Origin of the sequence: Micromonospora citrea (assembly GCF_049629545.1) — a bacterium.
Classification (GTDB): domain Bacteria; phylum Actinomycetota; class Actinomycetes; order Mycobacteriales; family Micromonosporaceae; genus Micromonospora; species Micromonospora citrea_A.
On the sequence record NZ_JBNADX010000003.1, the window covers coordinates 268,295 to 282,539 of the forward strand.

At 75.1% G+C, this 14,245-nt stretch carries 13 protein-coding genes; 9 read left to right on the top strand and 4 right to left on the bottom strand.

The window, feature by feature from the left end; genetic code table 11:
- The first annotated feature begins 302 nt into the window (after nucleotides 1-302).
- Together ACPFP2_RS05650 and ACPFP2_RS05655 are read left to right on the top strand one after the other, a co-directional pair.
- Nucleotides 303-572: a hypothetical protein gene (locus tag ACPFP2_RS05650; protein ID WP_424086770.1), complete on the top strand. Its 270-nt coding sequence runs from the start codon at nucleotides 303-305 to the stop codon at nucleotides 570-572.
- Nucleotides 572-1,609: a hypothetical protein gene (locus ACPFP2_RS05655; RefSeq protein ID WP_424086772.1), complete on the top strand. Its 1,038-nt coding sequence runs from the start codon at nucleotides 572-574 to the stop codon at nucleotides 1,607-1,609. The genes ACPFP2_RS05650 and ACPFP2_RS05655 overlap by 1 nt, the downstream gene beginning before the upstream one ends.
- A gap of 260 nt (nucleotides 1,610-1,869) precedes the next feature.
- Here the strand turns inward: ACPFP2_RS05655 and ACPFP2_RS05660 are convergent, their stop codons facing one another.
- Entirely contained in the window at nucleotides 1,870-3,036 is a 1,167-nt protein-coding gene (locus ACPFP2_RS05660; RefSeq protein ID WP_424086774.1) for an acyl-CoA dehydrogenase family protein, read from the bottom strand.
- Nucleotides 3,037-3,243: 207 nt separating this feature from the next.
- Here ACPFP2_RS05660 and ACPFP2_RS05665 point away from each other — a divergent pair, with 207 nt between their 5' ends.
- Genes ACPFP2_RS05665 through ACPFP2_RS05675 form a run of 3 tightly spaced genes read left to right on the top strand, consistent with a single transcriptional unit; the run spans nucleotide 3,244 to nucleotide 6,848 of the window.
- Complete coding sequence (locus tag ACPFP2_RS05665) at nucleotides 3,244-3,936, top strand: hypothetical protein (RefSeq protein ID WP_424086776.1); 693 nt, start codon at nucleotides 3,244-3,246, stop codon at nucleotides 3,934-3,936.
- Nucleotides 3,937-3,960: 24 nt separating this feature from the next.
- Nucleotides 3,961-6,198, top strand: coding sequence for an ATP-binding protein (locus ACPFP2_RS05670; RefSeq protein ID WP_424086778.1), 2,238 nt, complete (start codon nucleotides 3,961-3,963; stop codon nucleotides 6,196-6,198).
- Entirely contained in the window at nucleotides 6,195-6,848 is a 654-nt protein-coding gene (locus tag ACPFP2_RS05675) for a response regulator (RefSeq protein ID WP_424086780.1), read from the top strand. Before ACPFP2_RS05670 ends, ACPFP2_RS05675 begins: the two co-directional genes overlap by 4 nt.
- A 51-nt stretch (nucleotides 6,849-6,899) precedes the next feature.
- Here ACPFP2_RS05675 and ACPFP2_RS05680 read toward each other — a convergent pair whose 3' ends face one another.
- Nucleotides 6,900-7,190: an ArsR/SmtB family transcription factor gene (locus ACPFP2_RS05680; RefSeq protein ID WP_424086782.1), complete on the bottom strand. Its 291-nt coding sequence runs from the start codon at nucleotides 7,188-7,190 to the stop codon at nucleotides 6,900-6,902.
- A 78-nt stretch (nucleotides 7,191-7,268) separates the two neighbouring features.
- Nucleotides 7,269-9,476, bottom strand: coding sequence for a carbohydrate-binding module family 20 domain-containing protein (locus ACPFP2_RS05685; protein WP_424086784.1), 2,208 nt, complete (start codon nucleotides 9,474-9,476; stop codon nucleotides 7,269-7,271).
- Nucleotides 9,477-9,722: 246 nt separating this feature from the next.
- Here ACPFP2_RS05685 and ACPFP2_RS05690 point away from each other — a divergent pair, with 246 nt between their 5' ends.
- On the top strand, nucleotides 9,723-10,652 hold the full coding sequence (locus tag ACPFP2_RS05690) for an LLM class F420-dependent oxidoreductase (RefSeq protein WP_424086786.1): 930 nt from the start codon (nucleotides 9,723-9,725) through the stop codon (nucleotides 10,650-10,652).
- Between the two features lie 178 nt (nucleotides 10,653-10,830).
- Here ACPFP2_RS05690 and ACPFP2_RS05695 read toward each other — a convergent pair whose 3' ends face one another.
- A complete protein-coding gene (locus ACPFP2_RS05695) occupies nucleotides 10,831-11,229 on the bottom strand; it encodes a hypothetical protein (protein ID WP_424086788.1) in 399 nt (132 codons plus the stop codon).
- 37 nt (nucleotides 11,230-11,266) lie between these two features.
- Between ACPFP2_RS05695 and ACPFP2_RS05700 the strand changes: the two genes are divergently transcribed.
- The 3 genes from ACPFP2_RS05700 (at nucleotide 11,267) to ACPFP2_RS05710 (ending at nucleotide 14,230) form a co-directional block, all read left to right on the top strand.
- Nucleotides 11,267-12,028: a hypothetical protein gene (locus ACPFP2_RS05700; protein ID WP_424086790.1), complete on the top strand. Its 762-nt coding sequence runs from the start codon at nucleotides 11,267-11,269 to the stop codon at nucleotides 12,026-12,028.
- 1 nt (nucleotide 12,029) lies between these two features.
- On the top strand, nucleotides 12,030-13,280 hold the full coding sequence (locus ACPFP2_RS05705; RefSeq protein WP_424086791.1) for an FAD-binding protein: 1,251 nt from the start codon (nucleotides 12,030-12,032) through the stop codon (nucleotides 13,278-13,280).
- Between the two features lie 83 nt (nucleotides 13,281-13,363).
- Nucleotides 13,364-14,230: an AraC family transcriptional regulator gene (locus ACPFP2_RS05710; protein ID WP_424086793.1), complete on the top strand. Its 867-nt coding sequence runs from the start codon at nucleotides 13,364-13,366 to the stop codon at nucleotides 14,228-14,230.
- Nucleotides 14,231-14,245 lie beyond the last annotated feature (15 nt).

Below are 14,245 nucleotides of genomic sequence, written 5' to 3' on the forward strand. Positions count from 1 at the left end.
GCGACGGCGGGCCACGTCCCATCCCTCCGGCCCCGGTGGCGGCCCCCGTGCCGCCGCCGGACGCCGCACCGCCGAGCCCGGCCCCGACGCCGCGCGCGGACCCGGTCCCCGCCGGTCCGACCGCGTCCGCGCCCCGGTCGTGCCCGGCCGACGCCGCCCGGCACCTGTGACGGCGTCAGCCCGCCAGGACACCGACGTCATCCCACCTCCGGTCGACGCCGTACCGACGGCGGTCCCTGCGGGGACGACCGGGCGCGCCGGCGGCTGCCCGCCGCGCACGAGCAAGGAAGGAGGGGGCGGAGATGGCCGCTCCCACCGTCAGCGCCAGCCTCAACGCCTCGACCTACTCCCCGGGCGATGCGATGACGCTCACCGTCACCTACGGCGACCCGGACACCCGGCCCGTCACCGTCACGATCGTGGTGACCGACGCCCAGGGCAACAGCAGCGCCCCGGTCAGCGTCACCGCCGTCATCGACCCGCTCACCGTCACCGTCACCGACGACTCCGGCCGGGCCTGGACCCGGATCTCCGACACCGGTGCGGTGGCCGTCTACCGGGCGGTGGCGTGATGCCCCGGGTCACCGTCACCGTCCGCGACTCCGGTGGGCGGACCGCGACAGCCGCCGCCGACTACGCCATCGCCCCGCCGGTGCTGGGCGGCTACTACCTCTCCGGCAACGGCGACCCGACGGCCGACATGGCCGGCGGCAACTTCCGCTCGCTCACCCAGTACCGCAGCTTCGCCGACGGCTACCTCTTCCCCGGCTGGAACAAGCCCTGGCTGCTCACCCTGGGGCGCAACGGGTTCGCGATCAACATGGTGCTGGAGCTGAAGCACTACGGCGCCGCCAACACCGGTCCGCAGACCTTCACCGTGGACGGCGTCAGCTACACCGTCCCGGCGCCCGCGATGACCATCCAGCAGCGCCCGGGGACGACCTGGCCCAGGGCGTACGGGTACGGCCAGGTGCTCGCCGGGCTCTGCGACGGGCTGTTCGCCCGGGCGCTGTCGCAGTACCGCACCATGGGCTTCCCGGTGACCGTCCAGCTCGCCTCCGAGTTGGACACCGACCACGAGTTCGGCACCACCGAGTCGGGGGTGGCCTACGACTGGGCGGAGTCCGACGCCCGGGCGGTGCAGGCGATGACCTACATCGTCAACTGGTTCAGGGCCCGCGCGCTGCCGGCCGGCACCACCTTCTCCGTCGGCTCGGGCGGCTTCGACCGGGCCTGCTTCCGGCGTACCCACCCGGAGTCGTTGATGTCCCGGCTGGACTTCCTGCAGTGGAACGTCTACGCCATCGACCCGGGCCACACCGCGCTGGGCCGGTTCCGCCGGACGAAGGACTGGGCGGTCGCCGACCTCGGGCCGGTGGCGCTCTCCCGCCCGGTGATCGTCGCCGAGTGGGGGGTGCGGGTCGCCGAGTTCCCCGACCAGGCCGCCTGGATCGCCACGGTGCCCCCGGCGATCGCCCGGCTCAACGCCGAGCGGGGTCCCCGGATCGTGCGGACCAACTACTTCAACTCCGGCTGGGGGACCCTGTCGCCGAAGGCGATCGGGCTGGCCGCGCTGCGGGCGGCGTACGGGACGCGGCCGTACGTCTGAGCGGCGACGCCGCGACCCGGCCCGCCCGACGCACCCGCGCCGGGCGGGCCCGGCCGGGCTGCGGCCCCCCGCCGCAGCCCGGCCGCCTCACCGGCGTCCGGCCCCCCGCCGGATCCCGGTGTCGCCGGCCGCCGGCCCCCGGATATCGCCGGCCCCACCGGCGCTCGGTTGTCGCCGCCCCTCGCCGGCCTCCGGTGTCGCCGGGCTCCTGGACCCGCCCGCCGGCCGCCCGGAGGAGACGGTGACCGGCGGGCGGGAGGTCAATACGCCAGTTCCACCGGGCGGCCGAGCAGCCGGGCGCCGTTGTTGCCCAGCCAGCCCTCGGCCGCCGCCGCGTGCTGGGCGAAGGTGTGGATGTCCCGGAAGCGCCGCTGCACCGGGGATTCGTCCCGGGCCGCCCCGCCACCGGCCGCCCGGTAGCAGGTGTCCACCGCCGCGGCACAGACCTCGGTCACCCAGGGCAGCGACGCGGAGACGGTCGGGTGCAGCGCGGCGACGGCGGCCGGATCGTCCGCGCAGGCCGTCCAGAGGTCGTCGGCGAGCGCGTGCAGCAGCGCCCGGGCGGCCCGCACGTTCAGGTCGGCCCGGCCCAGCCGCTCCCGCACGGCCGGCGAGTCGGCCAGCGGGGCACGGGCGTAGAGCCGCTGCCGGCCGTCGGCGAGCAACGCGGTCGTGTCGTCCAGCGCGCCCCGGGCGATCCCCACCGCCACCGCGCCGAGGTGCAGGACGAAGTGGACCAGCGGCGCCACGAACCCCGGTCCCGGTACGCACGGCACGCCGGTGAACAGGTCGAAGCTCTCCTCGGCCGGGCAGAACAGCCCGTCGATGGCCACGTCGTGGCTGCCGGTGCCGCGCAGCCCCAGCACGTGCCAGGTGTCGTGCACGGTGACCCGGCCGGCGGGGAAGAGCATCGACCGGGTCTCCGGCGGCCGGCCGACCGGACCCGGCAGCGGCTGCCCGTCGGCGGTGAGCAGGCAGTTGCCGAAGATCCAGTCGGCGTGCCGGGCCCCGCTGGCGAACGCCCACCGCCCGTCGACCAGGTAACCGCCGTCGGCCAGCTCCGCCCGCCCCTGCGGGGCGAAGCCACCGGCCACGATCACGTCCGGGCCGTCGGCGTAGAGCTTGTCGAACCGGTCCCGGGCGAGCATCGCCAGCAGGTGCGGGGTCTCCGCGCCGATCATCACGGTCCAGCCGGTGGATCCGTCGGCCCGGGCGAGGGTCTCCAGCACGGTCAGCCCGGTGCGCAGGTCCACCTCGTACCCGCCGTGGCTGCGGGGGACGAACATCCGGAAACAGCCGGCTGTGCGGAGCCGGTCGAGCAGGTCGGCGGGGAGTTCCCGGGCCGCCTCGATCTCCCCGGACCGGGCGGTCAGCTCGGGCGTCAGGTCGCGTACGGCGCGGATCAGCTCGGCGCTTCGGTCGTCCATCTCGGGGGACCTCCTGCTCGGTGACGGGGTGCGGTCTCCACGGTGGAGGTCGGGGCGTCCCGACGGCCAGGGACATCGGCACCGACCGGTCGGGACGACCACGGCTGCCCGGCCGGTCGGGACGTCCCGCCCCATGCGCCCGGGACGCCGGGACGGCGACGCTGCGTCGGGGCGACCACCCCGACCCGTACGTCACCAGGAGGAACCATGTCCGCGCCGATCTCGCTCGACGCCGTCACCGCCGCCGACCCGCCGGCCGTCCGCTCCGGCCGGGGCTGGGCGCTCGCCGGCGCCGTCGGCGGCCTGGTGGGGCTTGCCCTGTTCCAGTTCAACCCGGCCCTGACGGACGTGGACAGCTCGCTGCTGGCCGACAACGCCCGCTTCGTGCCGGCGATGGCCGGCCGGGAGGCGTACGTCTGGGTCTTCCAGGGGATGACCGTCCTCGCCGCCGGCTGCCTGGCGGTCTTCGCGGCCGGGCTGCGGCGGCGGCTCGCCGCGCGGGAGCCGGCCGGCGGGCTGCTGCCCGACGTCGCCGCCGGCGGGCTGCTGCTGGTCGCGACGATGTTGCTGGTCGGGGGTGGGGTCGCCACCGAGCTGTACTGGGACCTGCGACACGTCGCGGAGACCGACCCGGACACCGTCGCCGCCCTGGCCACCGGCTACGGCACCTTCGCCTGGGTCTGGGCCGGCGCCGCGCTCAGCGCCGGGGCGCTCGCCGTGGCCGGGCTGCGCCGCCGCTCGGTGAGCCGGTGGCTGGCGGTGTTCAGCCTGTTCATGGCGCTGCTGATCGTGGTGGTCCAGGCGGTGCCGTTGCAGTACCTGGCGTTGCTGCCGGCCGCGCTCTGGGCCACTGTCGCGGGACTGACACTCGCCGTCGAGCGCCGGCCTCTCGGCAACTGATCCGCCGCCTGCCAGGATCTGGTCATGCCCCTCGTGCAGACCCCGCCGGCCGGCCGCGCGGTGGCCGCCGACCACCGCCGGCCGGTCGCCGCGTGGTCCGTCGCCGCCGTCTGCGCGCTGCTCTTCACGGGTACGGCGGTCTGCTGGCTGCTCGCCCGCCGGCCCTGGGGCCTGTCCCAGCTCTACTTCCTGGTCGACTTCACCGACTGCCTGGTCTACGGCGTGGTCGCCGCCCTGGTGCTGCTGCGCCGCGGCCACCCCGTCGCCTGGCTGCTCGCCGCCACCGGGATCGGCGGCGGCCTGTCGGCGTTCAGCTCCGTCTGGGTCGACCTGCTGCGGGTGCACCCCGGGCTGCCCGACCCGGTGTGGCTCACCTCGGCCCGGGCCTGGGCGTGGGCACCGGGGATGCTCTCGCTCATCGTGGTGCTGCCCTGGCTGGTACGGGAGGGGCGGCTGCCCCGACCGGTCCGGCTGGCGGTGGGCGCGGGCGCGCTGGTGGTCGCCGCGATCGAGGTGTCCGCGTTGACCTGGCCCGGCACCCCGACCCGCCCGTCCGGCGCGCCGCTGCCGATCCGCAGCGCCGCCTGGGCGGAGCTGGTCCTGCGCGCCGAGCCCTGGCTGTTCGCGGCGGTGCCGGTGCTCGGGCTGGTCACCGCCGCCGCGCTGGCCCGCCGGTGGCGTACCGGGCCGGTGGGGGAGCGGGTGGGGCTGGGCTGGCTGGCGGTCGGCACCGTCCTGCTGGCGTTGAGCTTCGCGCCGGTCGGCTTTCCTGCCGACTGGGCCCGGCACGTCCCGGACTGGCTCGCGCCCACCGCCATGCTCGCCTCGCAGGCGTTCTTCCCCGCGGCGGTGCTGGCCGTGGTGCTCCGGCAGCGGCTCTGGGGCATCGAGATCGCCGTCCGCCGCACGCTGGTCTGGTTCCTGCTGACCTTCCTGCTGGTCGCCGCGTACGTGGTCGGGGTGACCGTGCTGGACGCCGTGCTGCCCGCCCCGCCCGCAGTGCCCGGCGCGCTGGTCACCGCGCTGGTCGCGATCACCGTCCATCCGGTGCGGGCCCGGGTGCAGCGCGGGGTGGACCGGCTTATCCACGGTGAGGCGGCCGAGCCGCTCGGGGTGGTCCGCGGCGTCGGGCACCGGCTCAGCGCCGCCGAGGACGCGGTGGACGCGCTGACCGGGGTGGCCCGCAGCCTCACCGACCTGCTCCGGCTCGGCGCCTGCGGGATCGAGGTGGACGTCCCCGAGAAGTGCCGCACCCACTGCGCCTCCGCCGGGCCGGCGGGCGAACCTCTGGTGCTGCCGCTGCGCCGGGGTGGCCGGGAGATCGGCCGGCTGGTGGCCTGGGCGCGGGCCGGGGAACGGCTGGACGGGCGTACCCGGGCCGCCCTGGTGGACCTGGTGCCGCTGGTGTCGTCCGCCGCCGACCTCGCCGCCACCGGCCGGGCGCTGGCCGGGTCGCGGGCCCGGCTCGCCGAGGCGCGCGACGAGGAGCGGCGGACGCTGCGCCGGGACCTGCACGACGGGTTGGGGCCCACGCTGGCCGGTGTGTCGCTGGGCCTGCAGGCCGCGTGCAACCTGCTCGCGGTGGACCCGGCGGCCGCCGGGCGGCTGCTGGACCGGCTGCGTGAGGAGACCGACCAGGGCGTCGAGCAGGTACGCGACCTGGCCCGGGCGCTGCTGCCGCCGGTGCTCGGCGAGCGCGGCCTGGCCCCGGCGCTGCACGACCTGGCCCGCCGGTACGACGGATCGGGGCTGGCGGTACGGGTCGAGGCGGCCCCGTTGCCGCTGCCCGAGCCGGTCGCCACCGCCGTCTACGGCATCGTCGCCGAGGCGGTCCGCAACGCGCACCGGCACTCCGGGTCGACGCTGTGCCGGGTCGAGGTGGCGCGTGACGGCGACGGTCTCACCGTGCGGGTGACCGACGCGGGCCGGGGCGTCCCGCCCGACGCGCCGGCCGGCGTGGGGATGCTCTCCATGCGGGAACGGGCCGAGGGGATCGGTGGGCAGTGCCGGGTCGAGCCGGCCGACGGCGGTGGCACCCGGGTGACCGTACGGGTGCCGGCCGACCGCCTGCCGGCACCGGACGCCGGGCGACCCGTCCCGGCGGGGCCGGCCGACGTGCTGTCCGCCCCGGCGGGTCCGGATCCGGCGGTGCCGGCGGCGCGGAGCGCGCCCGGCGGGGTCGGGCCGGGCACGGCCGCCGCCGTGCCGGCCGGGGAGCGGATCGTCGCGGACGAGGGCCGCCCGGTGGCGGTGGGCTCGTGACGGGGGAGGTGATCCGGGTGGCCGTGGTGGACGACCACCCGGTGTTCCGGCTGGGGATGACCGCGTTGCTGGCCTCCATCCCCGGCCTGTCGGTGGTCGGCGAGGCCGCGGACGCCGAGGGCGCGTTGCGGGTGACCGACCTGCACCGGCCGGACGTGGTGGTCATGGACCTGCACCTGCCCGGCCGCTCCGGCGTCGAGGCCACCCGGGAGATCGTGGCCCGGCACCCGGGCACGGGGGTGCTGGTGGTGACCATGCTGGACGACGACGACTGGGTCTTCGCCGCGCTGCGCGCCGGCGCTCGGGGCTACCTGCTCAAGGGCGCCGCCCCGGCCGAGGTCGACCGGGCGGTCCGGGCGGTCGCCAACGGGGAGGTGCTGCTCGGCCCGGTGGTCGCCGCTCGGGCGGTCAGTTTCCTCTCCGGCGCGCGCGCCGGGTCGGCCCCACCCTTCCCCGAGTTGACCGACCGGGAGCGGGAGGTGCTCGACCTGGTGGCCCAGGGACTGAGCAACGTGGTCATCGCGCGCCGGCTGACGCTCAGCCCGAAGACGGTCCGCAACCACCTGTCCAACGTGCTCACCAAGCTCCAGGTCACCGATCGGAGCCAGGCGATCGTCCGGGCCCGGGAGGCGGGGCTGGGGCAGCCCTGAGCCGGCCGTCCGGGGTCAGGACGCCTCGGCGCCGGCGGGCGCAGCGGAGCCTCACTCCTGGTCGAGATGGTGTCCCGTCCACAGCTCACGGTACGGCTCCAGCCAGCCGTCCACGGCCTGGAACGGGCGTACGTCGATGCGGTAGATGCGCTGCTGTGCCGCCGTGCGGCAGGAGACGAAGCCGGCCTCGCGGAGCACCTTGAGGTGCTTGGAGACGGCCGGTTGGCTCATGCCCAGCGCGTCGACGAGTTCACCGACGCTGTGCTCCGTGCGGCGGAGCGTGTCGAGGATCCGCCGCCGGGTCGGTTCGGCCAGGACGGCGAAGGCGTCGACGGACACCATCACAATATGCCTCGTTGTTCATATGCCTGCCAAGGGATGAAGGGGCGGCCCCGTGCGGGACCGCCCCCTCGTGGTCGCTCAGCGCCAGGTGTCGGTGAGCGTCACCGCGCCGGTGGCGGTGACCGTGCGGTTCGCCCCGGACTCCCAGACGACCGTGCCGTCGTCGGCGCGCTTGACGTACTTGTAGGAGAAGGCGGTGCCGGCCGGCAGGGTCAGGCTCCCCGTCCAGGTCGGGTAGCTCGCCGCCGACAGCGGCAAACCGCGGGCCGGGTCCCAGCCACCCAGGGCGGGGATGTCACCGACCACGAAGACGTTCTGCCCGGGCACGGTCTGCGCGGTGGCCCGGAAGCTCACCGGCGCGGTGGCCGGGGTGTTCGTGGTCCGCTGGTTCCAGGTGGCGTCGAGCGCCGTGCCGCCCGAGCCGCTGCGGTTCGGGTCGTTCTCCCAGACCACGCCGCCGTTGCCGACCTTCACCAGCTTCCACTCGAACGCGGCTCCGGTGGGCAGGTCCACCGAGCCGGTCCACGAGGGGTAGCCGGCGGCGGTGGTGGAGAGCCGCACCCCGTCGGCCGGGTTCCAGGCGCCGAGCTGCGGCAGCGAGCCGACCACGTACACCTCCTGGCCGGGCTCGGTCTGCACGGTGGCGGTGATGCGGGTCTGCCCGGCCGGCGCGGTCGTCGTCGGGGTCGGGGTCGGGGTCTCGTTCGGGTTCGGCGAGGGCGACCCGCTGGGCGACGGCGAGGCGGTCGGCGACGGCGAGGCGCCGCCGACCCGGGCGTCGACGTGCAGCGCCACCGCGCGGTCGGCGGGGATGCTGGTGGTGAAGGCGCCGCCGGAGACGGTCACCGTGCCGCCGGTGCAGGCGCCGGTGGTCCGGTCGAAGGTGCCACGGGCCACGTTGCAGTAGGTGCCGTTCGGCAGGGCGGTGGTGAAGGTAAGGCTCCACGCGCTGCCGGTGGCGTTGAACGCGGCGTACCCCTTGTCGCCCCGGGCGAAGGCGAGCCGGCCGGAGCCGTCGGTCACCACGGTGCCGATGCCGGTGCCGGCCACCGCGTTGCGGAACGAGGGCATCCCGGCGACCTGCTCGTCGCGGTGCTCGCAGATCCACTCGGCGCGGGCGCAGTCGGTGGCGTTCGTGGTGCCGTCGGCGCTGCTCGGCGGCCCCTGCGCGGTGACGGAGCCGAACGCGTAGCTGGACATCAGCTGCGGCCGGCCGTACGGGTGGGCCAGCATGAACGCGTCGGCCAGGTAGTAGCGGGCGCCGTTCTTGTAGGTCAGCGTCGGGGTGGCCCGCTGGGTGTCGTGGTTGTCGATGAAGGTGATCGACTGTGCGCCGGTCAGCCCGCCGTAGTTCGGCATCGAGGCCAGCCCGGAGATGGTGCCGTTGCGGAAGGCCGAGGCGACCGACTGCTGGTAGTCGAAGTTGGTCACCGCGCCGAGGCCCGCGTACGAGGTGTAGGGGGTGGTGGCGTCGCCGTACACCTCCTGGAAGATGTCCGGCCGGCCGCCGAAGCCGGGCACGTCGTGCAGCCGCTGGTAGATGTCGGCCAGCTCCGGCTCGGCCACGTGCTTGGCCGCGTCCACCCGGAAGCCGGCCACGCCGAGGTCGATCACCGCGTTCATGTACTTGGCGATCTTGCGACGTACCTCGGGGTTGGCGGTGTCCAGGTCGGCGAGGTCGAGCAGTTCGCAGTCCTGCACCTCGTTCTTGCTGCCCCAGTTGCTGATCCGCCGGTAGCAGGAGCCGAAGTCGCCGTAGCCGTAGCTGTCGCCGGAGTTGTCGCCGAAGAGGTTGGGGTAGCTGTACTTCGAATACACGGTGCCGGCGCTGCCGGGGCCCTGGCCGACCGAGCCGCTGCCGCTCATGTGGTTGAGCACCATGTCGACGTAGACCTTGACGCCCTGGTCCCGACACCGCTCGACCATGTCGACGAAGTCGGCCCTCGTGCCGCGGCGGGTCTTGTCCAGCCGGTACGACACCGGTTGGTAGTCCTGCCACCAGGGGTGGGTCGCGCCCTCGGCGTTGGCGATCACCACGTGCTCCTGCGGCGGCGAGACCTGCACGCCGCCCCAGCCGTCGGGGCCGAGGGTGGACTCGCACTCGTCGGCGATGGAGTCCCACCGCCATTGGAACAGGTGCACGATGGCGTCGCCGTTGGCGCGGACGGTGGGGGCGGCGGCGGCCGGCTGCGGGTCGGCCGCCGCGACGGTGGTGAGGGTGGCCGCGGCGAGACCGACGGCCAGCGCGGCCGCCGGTACGGCGGCACGCGATCGGGGGAACCTCATGGAGCTCTCCTCGGGGACGGAGTGGGAGCGTTGCCACGCGGGGGTGAAGTTTCCTGCAAGTTACGCAAGAAGTTTCGGATTCCCGAGACGGTAACAGTGACGAGGCTGATTGTGAACCGTAGATTTCCCCGCCTACGCTTGGCGTAAAGTCCCCTGTGGGCATATGAAATGCGTGCAAGACTTTTCGGATCCGGACGCCCCGACGGTCCGGAAGTGACGGAGCCGTCCACTCCATATGCTCGAACCATGGAACTGCGGATCTTCACCGAACCCCAGCAGGGTGCCGGCTACGACCAGCTGCTCGCCGTGGCCCGTGCCGCCGAGGACGCCGGGTACGGAGCCTTCTTCCGCTCCGACCACTACCTGAAGATGGGCGCGGTGAGCGGGGAGCCGGGGCCGACCGACGCCTGGACCACGCTGGCCGGGCTGGCCCGGGACACCTCCCGGATCCGCCTCGGCACGCTCATGACGGCGGCCACCTTCCGCCTGCCCGGCCCGCTCGCCATCACCGTGGCGCAGGTCGACCAGATGAGCGGCGGCCGGGTCGAACTCGGCATCGGCACCGGCTGGTACGCCGAGGAGCACACCGCGTACGGCATCCCGTTCCCGTCGTTGGGGGAGCGGTTCGCCCGGCTGGAGGAGCAGCTCGCGGTCATCACCGGGCTCTGGGAGACCCCGGCGGGCAGGACGTTCGACTTCGACGGCAGGTACTACCCGGTGGCCGACTCGCCCGCGCTGCCCAAGCCGGTGCAGCAGCCCCGCCCGCCGATCCTGCTCGGCGGCATGGGCCCGAAGCGCACCCCGCGGCTGGCCGCCCGCTACGCCGACGAGTTCAACCTCCCCTTCGTCTCCCTCGACGACACCGTGGCCCAGTTCGGTCGGGTCCGCGAGGCGTGCGCGGAGATCGGCCGTGACCCGGCCACGATGCGCTGGTCCAACGCGCTGGTGCTGTGCTGCGGCCGGGACGAGGCCGAGATCTCCCGCCGGGCCGCGGCGATCGGCCGGGAACCCGCCGAGCTGCGCGAGAACGGCCTGGCCGGCACCCCCGCCGAGCTGGTCGACAAGATCGGCCGGTACGCGCAGGCGGGCAGCGAGCGGATCTACCTCCAGCTGCTCGACCTGGCCGACCTGGACCACCTGGAGCTGGTCGCCACCGAGGTCATGCCGCAGCTCTGACCCGCCCGGGGCACGCGCTGGGCAGTCGGGTGGGCACTGTGGCGGCGATCCTGCGGTATCCGGCTGGCCCGGATACCGCCGTCTCGCCGACCTGGAGTCGATCAAGACGCCCGGAGTCGATCAAGACGCTCCGGGGCGGCCGGCCCTCATGCCCGGGCATCGGTCCGGTCCGTGGCGGTCAGCGGGAGGGGGCCGCGGCCCCCGGCTCGCGCAGCACGGTGTCCAGCCGGCCGTCCCGGTCGCTGTCCAGGTAGGTGATGTCCGGGACGCCGTCGCCGTCCAGGTCGAACTGGACCACGTCGGCGATGCCGTCGCCGTCCAGGTCCGTGACCACCTGCGTCGACCCGTCCAGGTGGTGGGTGACGATCGAGAGCGAGCCGGGGTCGGTCGCGCGCGGGGCCGGCTTGGGCCCCGGCGTCGGGGGCTCCGGCTCGGGCGTGGGGGCCGGCGTCGGCGCGGTCGCCGGGTACGCCGCCGACGGCGCGTCCTCCGGCTCCAGGCCGACGCCGGTCGGGTCCATCTCCTCCTCGGAGGGGTAGACGTCGCCGTGCAGGATGGGATCGCGGTAGCTGCTCATCGGTCCATGGTGCCCCGTGGACGGCGCGGACAACCGCGTGTCGGATGATGCAGCGGACGGACGGGGGTACGACGTGGAGCTGCACCGGCGACCGGGCCGGCTGGTGCTGCCGCTGATCTGTGTCCTGGCCGGCGTCGTGCTGCTGACGATCGGCCACGGGCTGCTGCGGACGCTGGTGGCCCTTGGCGGCATCGCGCTCGGCGGCACGGTGCTCGCCGGCGCCCTGCGCCCCTTCCGCTTCGTCGTCGACGCCGACGGGCTGACCGTCCGGCGGCCCGGCCTGCGCCGCTGCGTCGGCTGGACGGAGCTGGACGCGGTGGTGCTCGACCAGCCGGCGCCCCGCTCCGGCGTCCCCGCCGCGCCGCGCCTGCTCGCGGTGCCCGCCCCCGGTACCCGCCTCGGCCCGGCGCGGTCGCGTCACCCGTTCGACGACCGGCCGGCGGTGGACCTGCTCGACCTCGCCGGGATCCGGGAATCGCCCGACGAGCTGGCGGCGGCGCTGGCCCGCCACGCGGGCGATCGCTTCCTCGACGCCCGGGCGCGGCGTAGGAGCACGTTCGCCGACCCGGACTTCGCCGTGGCGCTGCGCGGCTACCGGGCCGAGGCGGTCGACGCGCTGGTCCGGCAGGGGCGCGACGCGCTCGCCTCCGGCGATCCGGAGCTGCGCCGGACGGCCCGCGCCGAGATCGACCGGGCCCGGGCGACCGGTCTGGCCCGCGCCGACCGCGGCTACAGTGTGCTCCAGGTCGACGAGGTGCTGGACGCCCTCGTCGCCGCCCTCACCGAGGAACCGGGGTGACATGGTGACCGACCTCCCGCGCCGCAACTGGGCCGGCAACGTCGCGTACGCCGCCCGGGCCTTCCACCGGCCCGCCACCGTCGACGAGCTGCGCAGGCTCGTCGCCCACAGCGACCGGATCCGGGCCGTCGGCACCGGCCACTCCTTCAACCGCCTCGGCGACACCACCGGCGACCTCGTCTCCCTCGCCGGACTGCCACCCACCGTCGAGATCGACCGGGCACGCCGCACGGTCACCGTGGCCGCCGCCGTGCGCTACGGCGACCTGGCGACGCGGCTGCACGCCGAAGGGCTGGCCCTGGCCAACCTGGCCTCGCTGCCGCACATCTCGGTGGCCGGCGCGGTGGCCACCGGCACCCACGGCTCCGGTGACGGCAACGGCAACCTGGCCGCGGCGGTGGCCGGCCTGGAACTGGTCACCGCCGACGGGGAACTGGTCACGGTGGGCCGGGCCGACGGCGACCGGTTCGCCGGTCACGTCGTCTCGCTCGGCGCGCTGGGCGTCGTCACCCGGGTCGCCCTGGACGTGACGCCCACCTTCGCCGTCCGCCAGTACGTGCACCGCGATCTGCCCGCCGACGCCCTCGACGCGGCGTTCGCGTCGGCGTACAGCGTCAGCGGGTTCACCTCCTGGCGGTCGTCGCGCATCGACATGGTGTGGCGCAAGCAGCTCGCCGACCGGCCGCCGCCGCCCGCCGACTGGCTCGGCGCCACGGCGGCCACGGAAGCCGCCCACCCGGTGCCCGGCATGGACCCGGTCAACTGCACCGCGCAGCTCGGCGAACCCGGCCCGTGGCACGAGCGGCTGCCGCACTTCCGGCTCGGCTTCACCCCGAGCAGCGGCGACGAACTCCAGTCCGAGTACCACCTGCCCCGGGCGGCCGGGCCCGACGCGCTGGCCGCGCTGGACGGGATGCGCGACCGGATCGCCCCGGTGCTGCAGGTCTGCGAGCTGCGGACGGTCGCCGCCGACGGGCTGTGGCTGAGCCCCAACCAGGGCCGGGACACGCTCGCCGTCCACTTCACCTGGGTCGACGACGCGGCGGCGGTGCTGCCGGTGGTGGCCGAGGTCGAGCGGCGCCTCGCCCCGTTCGCGCCCCGCCCGCACTGGGGCAAGGTCTTCACCCTCGACCCGTCGGCGGTGGCCGCCACCTTTCCCCGGTACGCCGACTTCCTCGACCTGCTGGCCGAGCGGGACCCGGCCGGGAAGTTCCGCACCGACCTGCTGGACCGCTACTTCCCCCGCCGCTGACCCGACCGCGGCGGGCACCGGATGTCGGGTCGGCCGGCCGGTCGCGTCCCTAGCGTGGATCCCGGCAACAGGAGGGAGACCCGGTGCTGGAGCGGCTGAACGAGGCCATGGCGTACGTCGAGCGCCATCTGGACGAGCGGATCGACGTCGCCGAGCTGGCGCGGATCGCGCTGACGTCGGAGTACCACTTCCGGCGGATGTTCTCCGCGCTGGCCGGGATGCCGCTGTCCGAGTACGTCCGTCGGCGGCGGCTCACCATCGCCGCCGCCGAGGTGGCGGCCGGCGAACGGACCCTGCTCGACATCGCGGTCCGGCACGGGTACGGCTCGACCGAGGCGTTCACCCGGGCGTTCCGCGCGATGCACGGGGTCGGACCCGGCGAGGCCCGGCGCACGGGCGCGGTCCTGCGCTCGCAGCAGCGGCTCTCCTTCCGTCTCATCGTCGAAGGGAGTGGCAGCATGCGGTACCGCGTGGTGGAGAAGCCGGAGTTCGGGCTGGTGGGGAAGCGGGCCCGGGTGCCCCTGGTCCACGAGGGGATGAACCCGGCGATCGTGGCGTTCGTCCGGAGCATCGGCCAGGAGACGGTGGCCCGGATCGAGGCCCTGTCCGACCAGGAGCCGGCGGGGATCGTGCACGCCAGCGACAAGCTGGGCGACGACCGCGAGGAGGGCGCCGAGCTGGACTACTGGTACGCCGTGGTGACCGACGCCGACGTGCCGGAGGGGCTGGACCGGGTGACCGTGCCGGCCGGGACGTGGGCGGTCTTCGAGACCTCCGGCGAGTTCCCGGCGGCGGTGCAGCACCTGTGGCGGGACGTGTTCACCCAGTGGTTCCCGGCCAACCCGTACCGCAGCCGGCCGGGGCCGGAGATCTCCCGTACCCGGATCTCGGCGGACGGCACCCGGGCGGACGCCGAGCTGTGGATCCCGGTGGAGCGCACGGCGGCCTGACCCGCCCCGCGTCGC

Excerpts from the sequence above, each read along its gene's own strand:
- ACPFP2_RS05685 (WP_424086784.1), bottom strand. The coding sequence starts at position 9,476 with ATGAGGTTCCCCCGATCGCGTGCCGCCGTACCGGCGGCCGCGCTGGCC.
- ACPFP2_RS05695 (WP_424086788.1), bottom strand. The coding sequence starts at position 11,229 with ATGAGCAGCTACCGCGATCCCATCCTGCACGGCGACGTCTACCCCTCC.
- ACPFP2_RS05650 (WP_424086770.1), top strand. The coding sequence starts at position 303 with ATGGCCGCTCCCACCGTCAGCGCCAGCCTCAACGCCTCGACCTACTCC.
- ACPFP2_RS05705 (WP_424086791.1), top strand. The coding sequence starts at position 12,030 with ATGGTGACCGACCTCCCGCGCCGCAACTGGGCCGGCAACGTCGCGTAC.
- ACPFP2_RS05670 (WP_424086778.1), top strand. The coding sequence starts at position 3,961 with ATGCCCCTCGTGCAGACCCCGCCGGCCGGCCGCGCGGTGGCCGCCGAC.
- ACPFP2_RS05680 (WP_424086782.1), bottom strand. The coding sequence starts at position 7,190 with ATGGTGTCCGTCGACGCCTTCGCCGTCCTGGCCGAACCGACCCGGCGG.
- ACPFP2_RS05655 (WP_424086772.1), top strand. The coding sequence starts at position 572 with ATGCCCCGGGTCACCGTCACCGTCCGCGACTCCGGTGGGCGGACCGCG.
- ACPFP2_RS05665 (WP_424086776.1), top strand. The coding sequence starts at position 3,244 with ATGTCCGCGCCGATCTCGCTCGACGCCGTCACCGCCGCCGACCCGCCG.
- ACPFP2_RS05690 (WP_424086786.1), top strand. The coding sequence starts at position 9,723 with ATGGAACTGCGGATCTTCACCGAACCCCAGCAGGGTGCCGGCTACGAC.
- ACPFP2_RS05660 (WP_424086774.1), bottom strand. The coding sequence starts at position 3,036 with ATGGACGACCGAAGCGCCGAGCTGATCCGCGCCGTACGCGACCTGACG.